Annotated in this window: 10 protein-coding genes, 1 tRNA gene, 1 other RNA gene and 1 pseudogene; 4 read left to right on the forward strand and 9 right to left on the reverse strand. The window is 28.5% G+C overall.

Going from position 1 to position 10,040, the window contains the following annotated elements; translation table 11 throughout:
* Positions 1–90 precede the first annotated feature (90 nt).
* The 5 genes from BUB47_RS09480 to BUB47_RS09495 form a co-directional block, all read right to left on the reverse strand.
* Positions 91–774, reverse strand: coding sequence for a phosphoribosylaminoimidazolesuccinocarboxamide synthase (locus BUB47_RS09480; RefSeq protein WP_073185729.1), 684 nt, complete (start codon positions 772–774; stop codon positions 91–93).
* Between the two features lie 146 nt (positions 775–920).
* Positions 921–1,103, reverse strand: coding sequence for a hypothetical protein (locus BUB47_RS09950; protein WP_143270643.1), 183 nt, complete (start codon positions 1,101–1,103; stop codon positions 921–923).
* Between the two features lie 215 nt (positions 1,104–1,318).
* Positions 1,319–1,664: a transfer-messenger RNA gene (gene ssrA / locus BUB47_RS09485) on the reverse strand.
* 35 nt (positions 1,665–1,699) lie between these two features.
* Positions 1,700–2,296: a VanZ family protein gene (locus BUB47_RS09490; protein WP_073185731.1), complete on the reverse strand. Its 597-nt coding sequence runs from the start codon at positions 2,294–2,296 to the stop codon at positions 1,700–1,702.
* Positions 2,293–2,931: an HAD family hydrolase gene (locus BUB47_RS09495; protein WP_073185732.1), complete on the reverse strand. Its 639-nt coding sequence runs from the start codon at positions 2,929–2,931 to the stop codon at positions 2,293–2,295. Before BUB47_RS09495 ends, BUB47_RS09490 begins: the two co-directional genes overlap by 4 nt.
* Positions 2,932–3,052: 121 nt before the next feature.
* Between BUB47_RS09495 and BUB47_RS09500 the strand changes: the two genes are divergently transcribed.
* A tRNA-Pro gene (locus tag BUB47_RS09500) sits at positions 3,053–3,129 on the forward strand.
* A 435-nt stretch (positions 3,130–3,564) separates the two neighbouring features.
* On the opposite strand, the gene BUB47_RS09505 is transcribed toward BUB47_RS09500, so the two are convergent.
* From BUB47_RS09505 to BUB47_RS09515, 3 genes are all read right to left on the reverse strand, one after another.
* On the reverse strand, positions 3,565–3,837 hold the full coding sequence (locus BUB47_RS09505; protein ID WP_073185734.1) for a virulence RhuM family protein: 273 nt from the start codon (positions 3,835–3,837) through the stop codon (positions 3,565–3,567).
* A gap of 78 nt (positions 3,838–3,915) precedes the next feature.
* On the reverse strand, positions 3,916–4,668 hold the full coding sequence (locus BUB47_RS09510; RefSeq protein WP_073185736.1) for a copper amine oxidase N-terminal domain-containing protein: 753 nt from the start codon (positions 4,666–4,668) through the stop codon (positions 3,916–3,918).
* Between the two features lie 11 nt (positions 4,669–4,679).
* On the reverse strand, positions 4,680–5,786 hold the full coding sequence (locus tag BUB47_RS09515) for an SHOCT domain-containing protein (RefSeq protein WP_073185738.1): 1,107 nt from the start codon (positions 5,784–5,786) through the stop codon (positions 4,680–4,682).
* Positions 5,787–6,920: 1,134 nt separating this feature from the next.
* On the opposite strand from BUB47_RS09515, the gene BUB47_RS09520 reads away from it, so the two are divergent.
* The 3 genes and pseudogenes from BUB47_RS09520 to BUB47_RS10080 form a co-directional block, all read left to right on the forward strand.
* Complete coding sequence (locus BUB47_RS09520) at positions 6,921–8,150, forward strand: Fic family protein (protein WP_073185740.1); 1,230 nt, start codon at positions 6,921–6,923, stop codon at positions 8,148–8,150.
* A 157-nt stretch (positions 8,151–8,307) separates the two neighbouring features.
* On the forward strand, positions 8,308–9,099 hold the full coding sequence (locus tag BUB47_RS09525; RefSeq protein ID WP_073185741.1) for a hypothetical protein: 792 nt from the start codon (positions 8,308–8,310) through the stop codon (positions 9,097–9,099).
* Positions 9,100–9,192: 93 nt separating this feature from the next.
* Positions 9,193–9,395: pseudogene (locus BUB47_RS10080) on the forward strand (terminase small subunit); the annotation flags it as partial.
* A gap of 372 nt (positions 9,396–9,767) precedes the next feature.
* Here BUB47_RS10080 and BUB47_RS09540 read toward each other — a convergent pair.
* Positions 9,768–10,040 (reverse strand): IS30 family transposase (locus BUB47_RS09540; RefSeq protein ID WP_143270644.1); only part of this gene is annotated, 273 nt, incomplete at its 5' end.

Raw genomic sequence — 10,040 nt, forward strand, 5'->3', positions numbered from 1 at the left:
AAAAATTGAGGTAGGAAAAAACCTACCCCAACATTTGACAATGAACCAATAAAAACCCCTTAGTAAATAAACTAAGGGGGAAATTTTTATCTATTTAATTTTTTCTAAAATAAGTTTTGAAGCATCAACTTGATTTGGAATATTTCCGTTTTCATCACGAATTCTCCAAATATCCGGAGTTATTTCATCAGCTACGTATATTTTTCCATTTTCATCATAGCCAAATTCTATTTTAAAATCTATTAAAGTAAAGTTCATTTTAGCAAGCTCATCTCTTAGAACTTCACCAACTCTAACTAATACATCAAGAGCTTCATCGTATTGGCCTTCTTTTAAAAGTCCCTTCATTAGACAAAGTCTTTCACTTATAAGAGGATCACCTTGCTCGTCATCTTTTAAAGTAACTTCAAGATATGGAGGATCGAAGGGAATACCTTCGTCAAGTGTAAATCTTTTACACATACTTCCTGCAGTAAAATAACGTAGTACAAACTCTAAAGCGGGTACAGTAAGTTTTCTAACATGCATTAAACCCTCATCAACATTAGCACCTAGGTAGTGAGTTGGAATGCCGTTTTTTTCCATTAATTCAAAGAAGTATTTAGAAATTGTAAGTCCTATTTTCCCCTTACCTTCAACACTTCCACCAACTGTATTAGAACCTGGGTCAAAGACACCATCTTCTCCTGTAATATCATCTTTAAAGAATAGATAGACTTCACCTGCATCATCAGTAAGCACAGATTTTGTCTTTCCGTTATAAAGTGTATTCATCTGTTTTTCCTCCTTAAGTTTAACATCTCATAATAAACTTTCAATTACTAATAAATTTTATCACAGAGGTAAAAAACTGTCGAGATTAAATTTAAGTATTGGAGAAATTATTATTGAAATAAAATTGTCTGTAGTTTTATTAAAAGTTAAGAAATTTTATATTTTTGATAGACTTTAATCCCAATGTACACAGTTAGACCTGTGTACATTCCAAGAATTGTATTTATAGTACTTTGAGAAAATTTAAATAAGTCTATAATATTTCCAAGAACAATAAATCCTAAGATATAGAGAAATATAAATAGTACAGTAACAATAAATTTATTCACTATAGTTTTTCAACCTCTCTAACTCAAATTTATCAATAAAAAGTTTAACTTCGCCAGTTTCCTATCTTTTTTGATATTATACAGCCTTGTTTTATATAAAATGTCCTACCAGAAAAGAAAAACACATAAACAAAACAAGAAAATACAAGTAACTAAAAATAAAAAACGTGTATTTTCCAAGGTCATAAGACTAAATAGAAAAATACACATATGTATGGTGGAGGCGGTGGGGGTCGAACCCACGTCCGAAAGTCCTTCCCAGTCAGTTTCTCCGAGCGCAGTTAATTATTTAGTGTTCGGTTTAAAACTCCAATTAACAGGATTTCCAAACTATATTACCATTAATACCCCCTCTGTTATGGCAACTTACAGAGCTTCGTTTCCCACTAATTTGACACCCAGTTAAAAGTCGTGGGACTCTCTTAATGGATGAGCCGCCGCTTAGGCAGCTAACGCGTAATTATCGTTATCGTTTAATTTTTGTTGAGACTTTTATCGTTGTTCCTCACAACGGCTCGCTACTAAAAGCTCCAAACCCCCGTCGAAGCCAATTTCGCCCCCGTATCCTCTAATTATATATGAAATTAAATAGGGGGTCAAATATTGATTAAATTTACTTTATTTAAGATGTAAAATAAAACATAACCAACAATTCCACCAATAGTATTTAAAATTAAATCGTCAATATCAACAGAGCGGCCTATAAAAAATTGTACAAACTCAATAAACAAACTAAAGCATATGCAAAACAAAGTTGTCTTATAAAATTTTCTGCAGCCCTTATAAATTGTGGGAAGTATAGCACCTAATGGAATAAATAGAATTATATTTCCTGCAATATTTAAAAAAGCATGTTGAAAACTTGAGTGGTTTATATAGTTTTTTATAGTTTTAAATGGATGAAAATTCACTCCCCAAGAACCGGAATTAATTCTATCTTGAAAATCTCCCACAAAGTCAAAGTTTTCTGCAGTTAAGTCAATGCCATGGTTTGCAATAAATACATTTGGAGTAAATAAAAACAAAAATAGTACTGCAATATATGCCACAAAAATACTTAATAGAAATTCTCTTTTAACTGAGGAGTTTTTTTTAAGATTAGAAAAGTATTTTGTTCTAATAATTGAGAAAAATGAAAATGTTAAAATAAATACTATTATTCCTCTAGTTAAAAAAAACAATAAAATTTTCATTTTGCGGACCAATCTTTAAAAGTTTTAATGGCATAGTCATTTTCAACCTTTATATCCTTCCAATGATCATCTGAATATTTGTCATATACAGCTACGGTCTTAATCCCTATATTTTTTGCTGCACTAAGTGCAAACCTTGCATCGTCAAATAAAAATATTTCATTTGGACTAATTTCCAGTTTGTTGGAAATTATTTTAAAATACTTACTATTGTCTTTGCTGGTTTTTACAGAATCTACAGTTTGAACAAATTTAAAACTGTCCATTAAATCAAATCGCTCAAGTAGTGGCTCTACAAATCCGTAATTTGTTGCAGTTCCAAGTACTACATCGTAGCCTAAATCATTGTAGGCTTGTAGCGTTTCAAGGGAGTGTTCCTTTGGGAGAGCTTGATTAATATAAAATTCCAGTATGACTTTTTTAAAGTAATTGTAAATTGCCTCGGAACTATCTTTTAAATTATAGTGTTCCTTTAAATATTTAGAACTCATAGTAAGGCTCATGGTAGTCATAGTTTGAGAAACTTCATCTGTCATTATTAAATTTTTTTCTTCGAGAAATGTCTTTCCCAAATTTTTCCACATGGACATTGAATCTATTAGTGTCCCATCTAAGTCAAATATTACTGCTTTCATTATATTCCTCATTTCATCTTAGATATTATATATTGAGTAAAAAGCGATGTCAATTATTCAAAAATAAAAAAAGGTATTGACAAAGTTGAAAGGAAACCATATAATAAATAAGTAATTGTTTCGGGGTGTAGCGCAGCTTGGTAGCGCACGTGGTTTGGGACCATGGGGCCGGGGGTTCAAATCCTCTCACCCCGACCATAACAATTTTCAGTATTAAAATATTGATTGTAAAAAATGTAGACTAATTTGTCTACTATTTTTTTGCCCTTTTTTATTATGTTTTGTTAATTTTTAACTTAATCAATTTATCACTATTTGTATGATTATTATATTTATTTCCATATCTTCTACATATGTTATATGCATAGTCGACAATAGATTTTTTGGTTTTTAAATTTTTTATATACTATTTTTGTATATTGCACTATCATATTTGTTTCTAACAAATCTATCCAATTTGTGAACTATTACATAATCTATGTATTTAACTTCGTTAATCATTTTTAAAATGCAGGTTTATTATCAGTTGTTGCGGATTTAGATTTATCTATATAAGTTTATAGTGTATTATTTTATTTTATATTTGATTGTCACTTGAAAAATTCGTATAAAAACACCTCCTTAATTTTAACATTAAGAAGGCTGTATAATATCAATATTGTAATAAATAGTTTTACGTTTAATTTCTCGACTACCTTCTATTTGAACTATTTCCATTTTGGAAACAGTTCGATTTTCATCTAATTCACCAGTTTCAAAGATATTGCTCAAGTGTTTACTTATTGCAGGTACGCCAACATCAAATAAAGTTGCAATAGATTTTTGAGTTGCCCAAATAGTGTCATCCTTTGCAAGAACTTCGACTGTCTGGTCATTTTCATATAATAGAAACTGTATTTCATTCATGTATTTCACTTCTTTCATTTGTTTTTATATTTTTTATTCTAATTATTCAGAGTATAGGGTTTTTATTTATAATTTTGTCTAATCGACAAAGAAACTCCCAACAATTTTAGTTCTCTCAGAATTCATTAAAAATGATACATTCCCGTATTTTAAAAATTCATTTCTAAATATAGTATTATTATTTAAAGCTATTTTTTCAAAACCTTCTTCTCCATATAATTCTGCCCAATAAGCATACGAATAGTCATATAAAGTATAATTAGAATCTTTTACCAAATATTGTTCATTTCTATACTCGACTTGTATTTTATCAGATTTAATCTCATTAAAATCTTCATCAACATAGTAAAGTGGATATACACTGTTATTATTGTTTGTTTTTAATTCAACTGTATTTGTAGGTTTATCCCAAGATATATCCATATGAAGAGCATTAGCAATATAACGTATAGGTACAAAAATTCTATTATTTCTAATAATTAAACTTGGATTATAGTCGGAATTTCCAGTATTAAAGGAAAGACCATCAGATTCTACTCCCGACACATCAATACTAATAAATCTGCCATTTGGAGTTGTTAAGGATACGAATGGTATATTGTCATATCCATTTTGCTCTATTTCTGAAAACTCTACTTTCATTCCTAAAGCTTCACCAATAAATCTTACTGGCACCATAGTTCTACCATTCTGAATATATGGTGCAACATCTGATTTAACCTCTTTTCCATCAACTATTAGTTTAATTGGTTGCTGTGCATTTGCATAATTAGGTATTAGTGAAACCAACATCATTAATACAAGTGACAAGCTTACAAATTTCTTTTTCATAGTAAATCCTCCTAGCGTTCTTCAAAGAATAATTGAACAATACTTACTTTTTGTGGGTATACAGCGCTATCACCATAGGTATAAAGCTCTTTTACAATATTAGTATCATCTACATTATAAAATCGAGTAACACCATTTTTATTTTGAGTGATATTTTTACCTTTTTTTAAATTTAAACTGGTTAAAATATCATCAACAGATTTTATTTTGAATTGTTCAGCTTCGGGAATTGTAATGGCTAAATAATATAATGTTCCTGTATCTTTTCTTAAATAAAATGTATATTTATAATCCAAGGTATTATATACATCAACTATTATGCCTTGTCCTGTATCATCTCCATAAGATCCCAGCGTATTCATAGTTGTGTCAAATTTAAGTTCTCCGAAAGTTTCTGTAAGCTGATTCAAATTCATGTTATGAATGAGTTCAATATTCACAAGTGGTGGAACTTCATTTGTGGATGAGGAATTGGAAGAAGTTGAAAGAATGATTCCATTCATACTTTTAAATACAAAAAACAATATAAAAGCAAATATAATAACTGCCAGCACAGGTTTGCCTTTTTTCTTTGGTTTTATATCTTCTTTAAATTTAGCGTGATTTAATTCTATTGACTCAGGTGGATTAGACTGTTTAGGGTTATCATCTTCTGTCATTTTAAATTCGGGCTTGTTAAGGTTAAGTAGTTCATCTTTTTTTATATCATACTCTTCTTGTGTGAGGGCATCGGCATCGAGCAGTTGTTTAAATTTTAATAATTCATCAGCTACACTAATTGAGTGTATTGTGTTGTTTCCTAATTTAGACTCTACATATGTAATGATTTTTTGAATTATATCATCTTCTTTTTTAGCAAATACTATAGTGTTATCATCATTAATAACATCAGCTAAAGATTTTTTAACATCAGAACCAGGTAAGACAAATCTTAAATATCCTCTATTTATAGATGTTGGTTTTTTATAATCCAAAGCTATTATATTTTTATAGTATAGTGTCATATCGCCTTTATCTATATTTTTTGTCAATCCGTTTTTAGAGATAATAATTTTATCGTCGTAAATTTCTAAAGTTGCAATTATTCCTGTAACACTATAGATTAATTCATTATCCATTTAATTTAACTTCTCCTTAATGTTCATTATTTAATTTTTTTAAACCACAATGTATCTTCTTTATAATCTGCTAGATCTAGCATTTATTGTTTCTTTACTGACACCTAAAAAATATCTTGTATAGTTGGAACAGCAATATAATTTTCAGGCTCAACAGTTCCATTTTTCTCATGTTTTTTCGGCAACTAGTTTTGAAATTTCTTGAAGATTAGTTTCACTCTCCATTATCCACTTTTCCAAAGGAGAAGTTAATACAGCAACAGTTCTAAAAAGTAGTGAGACTGTTACACTATTAATTTAACGTAAGGTGATATTAAATCGCCGTGTACTTTATTAAATAATTCTCCTGCACTAGGAATATTTGGAACACGAGACATAAAATCAGACATTTCATAGATTATTATTTAATAAATATATTATATCAAAGAAATGAGTTGAATATAGATAGATTGAACTTTTTATAGATATAAAGCAACCAATCAGCGCATGAACAAAATAAATTCATTTTAGAACTAAAAAAATAGGAGTTAAAAGAACTAACAACAATGGAAGATGCTGTTTGTAAAACGAAATAAATAGAGATATTGATAAGCTTGTAGGTATAGAAGACAAAGCAAGGAAGTAAATAAATAAACTTCAAGGTGTGCGCAACAATTTTAAAATTAAAGTATTTAGAAAATATGGATTGGGAAGGAATAGAAGATAAATTGAATTATAGCAAAGAAGAGTCTACATCGAAAATACAGAAGAGCTTTAGTAGATGGCGGTAGTATTTTAATAAAACTAAAATATGACACTAGATGACACTTTTAGACACAGGGTTGACATGATTTAGTCTAGATGTAAAATTGTATCAAGAAGTAGATTTTAATAAATTCAATGCCTCCTGAAATTTAACAAAACACATGCCTATAAGGGAAACACAGACGAATACTAGCAAGTGATAACTGAATAAGAGCAATCTATCGTGTAATAGGTTGTTTTTTTAATTATGACACAATGGATATAAATGATAAAAAAAACAAAATAGCATCATTTGAAAGATGATGTTTCATCAACAAATAATATAAAAATAAGAAAAGTGTTGATTATAAAATAAGATATGTATATAATTAATAAACTGGAGGAGTTTTTATGGAATACATGTACAAATTATTTTATAACCTAAATGGCGAAAAAGAAAGAACTAAAGAACTTCAAAACAGATATAATGGACAAACTACAAAAAAGACAAAAATGGACATGAAACCTATTGATCAAACCAATATATTTAACATATATTATGTTCCAACCGAAAATACAATGCGTTTAGTTTCAGAAGTGTATAAGTTAGATGGGGAATTAAAATTAGAAGATGAAAAAATTCCGCAAGTTGCGAAAAGACATTTTTTAATAGAATTGATAGCATCAGAATTATTTAGCACGAATGAAATAGAGGGAGTGAAAAGCAGTAAAGAGGAAATAGTAAAAACAGCTAGGAATGTTTTATCTAAGCCCGAAGGGAAAGTGAATAGAGTAAGATTTGAAAGCGTTCTTTATTCATATTTTAGTTTATCAGATGATAAATTATCCGTTCCTGATAAAGTAGAGGATATTAGGACTATTTATGATAAAATAACTGATGGAGAAATAGAAAAAAGCAGTTTACCCGATGGCAAATTATTTAGAAAAGAAATAGCTTATGTATTTGGTAAAGATATTGGAAAAGAGATACATCGAGGTATTTACGATGAGCAAAAAATAATAGAAAAACTTAATTTGCTGTTTGGTTTCATGGAAGAAAAAGAGTGTGACATAATTAGTATTGCGATTGCACATTATTATTTTGGTTATATACATCCTTTCTATGATGGGAATGGTAGGACTGGAAGATTTATAAGTAGTATTTATTTAAACGAAAGCTTATCTAGCTTAACAGCTATGTCATTGGCTCAAGGTATAAATTTTAATAAAAATAAATATTATGATGCTTTCCATAAGACTAATCAAGTATCAAGCCAAGGAGAACTAAATTATTTCGTAGATAGTTTTTTAGAGTTACTAATATCAGGACAAAAACACTTAAAAGAAGAATTGGAATCTAAATCATTATTAATTAAGTCAGGTTTTGATAAAATAGATAATGATGACAATATTAGTGATGAAGTTGATGAAAATATCATGGGAGTACTTGTGCAGGAACACTTATTTAATAGAATTGGGGAAGGTGTAGGAGCTAAAGATCTCATTGATGCAGAAATATTAGGCTTGTCTAATCAGACTATAATAAAAAGATTCAAATCTTTGGAGGAAAGAGGTTTGGTATATCAATCGAAAGGCAGACCACTGAAATATAAACTAAGTGAAAGTTATTTAGAAAATTAAATAGACATATCAAGAGAGGATAAAACCTCTCTTTTTATATGGTCATTAGTGGGAATGTACAACAAGTTCAAAGTATATGCGCTAAGTAGTTGGGAGATAGAACTTGTATATAGATTAACCTTAATATTTTGGTATAATAATATTGAGGTGAAGCCTAATGAATAATCAAGAATTTTTTAATTTAATTAATGATTCATTAATTAAATTAGCAGATAATATTAAAGGAAATATTTTTAGTGATTATGTATATCCGATTTTAACAATATGTATTTCCTTGATAGCAATATTGGTATCTTATGTACTTTTAAGTAAGCAATTAAAAGAAGAACTAGATATAAAGATAGAGTTTGAGAAAAGAAATTTATGGATAACAATTATTGACGATATTATTTCTTTACATAAAGACTTAGAAGAGGAAATGAAAATTTTTCATGAAAAATCAATTAGTGGAAATATTACTAAATTTGAAGAAATTATTTTAAAAGAAGAGAATGTGCACAAGGCAAATTGCGATATGGAAAAGATTTTATTAGATTTAAAAAATAATAGGGAAAAGAGTTATCCTTATTATAATAAAAGAGCATTAGAGTTAATAGATAAAATAGAGAATAGATTTGAAATAATAGCAGAGGATAATGAAAGTTTCAATAATGAGGAAAACAACAATTTATATATAAATGAACTAGCAAATATGGTAAATGGTGTAGAAGAAGGGATAATGTGTGAATTAGAAGTAATAGATGATGTGCTCCTCAGTGTTATACAAGCAACCGTACATGATAAAGTTGATGTGCCAAGAGTTTTCCGTGAAGCATTTGATGAGAAATATGACGGGGAAAAATCGCAAGCTGTTAGTGAATATGAAAGGACTATAAAACAAATAGAAGAAAATATTCTTAAGTTAAATAGATATAAAATAAATTTAATAAAAAATATCGAGAGGAAATGATTTTTTATGAGGATAAAAAATATAGTGAGGTTTTGACAACCTATAAATGTAAAAGCTACCATTAAGGTAGCTTTTTAATACACGGGAAGAGTGGTGATATATTTGTCACAAAAACTAACAATTAAACAAAAGAAATTTGCTGATGAATATATCATCAGTGGAAATGCAACAGAAGCAGCAATAAAAGCTGGATATAGTAAAAATTATACAAACACAAATATAAGTAAACTACTACAATTAAAACCTATATAGACGAACAGTTAAAAAAGATTGAATCAGAGAAGATTGCAGATGCTAAAGAGGTTATGGAATATCTATCCAGAATACTTAGAGATGAAGAAAAAGAAGAAACATTAATAGGAGTCCAAAGTAAAATAAAACAATTATTAATGCTAAATATGATTAAAATATAGAATTTTTTAAAAATATAAATTTAAATCCTTAGTAAAGCGTAAACTAAACTAAGGATTGTTTTTTGTGGAAAATTTATTAAAAATCATATCCGTAACTTTGAAAATAGAACCAAATAATATTCCGGCAAGAATACCTAGTAAGATTATATGTAAGTTGTATGTATAATTTAAATATCCAACTAATAAATTTATTAAAATTATTTCAATAAAATAAATAATGAATTTAATGCTGAATTGCAATAATTATTGCGACACTTACTCCAAATTATTTATCTCGTATAAAAATGCATCAAATGTTGTTCTAAATTCCAGACATTTTCTAGGTCTGGAATTTATTTTATATAATATTTTAATTAAACTTTCATTACTGATTTTCGATAAGTCGGTTTTCTTAGGATAGAATTCACGTAATAGCCCATTACTATTTTCATTCGTTCCCCTTTGCCAAGCACTGTAGGGATCTGCAAAGTAAAAATCTATTCCCAACTCTTCTTCTACATCTGTATAACATGCAAACTCTTTGCCTCT

This window comes from Anaerosphaera aminiphila DSM 21120, assembly GCF_900129925.1.
Taxonomy (GTDB): Bacteria; Bacillota; Clostridia; order Tissierellales; family Peptoniphilaceae; genus Anaerosphaera; species Anaerosphaera aminiphila.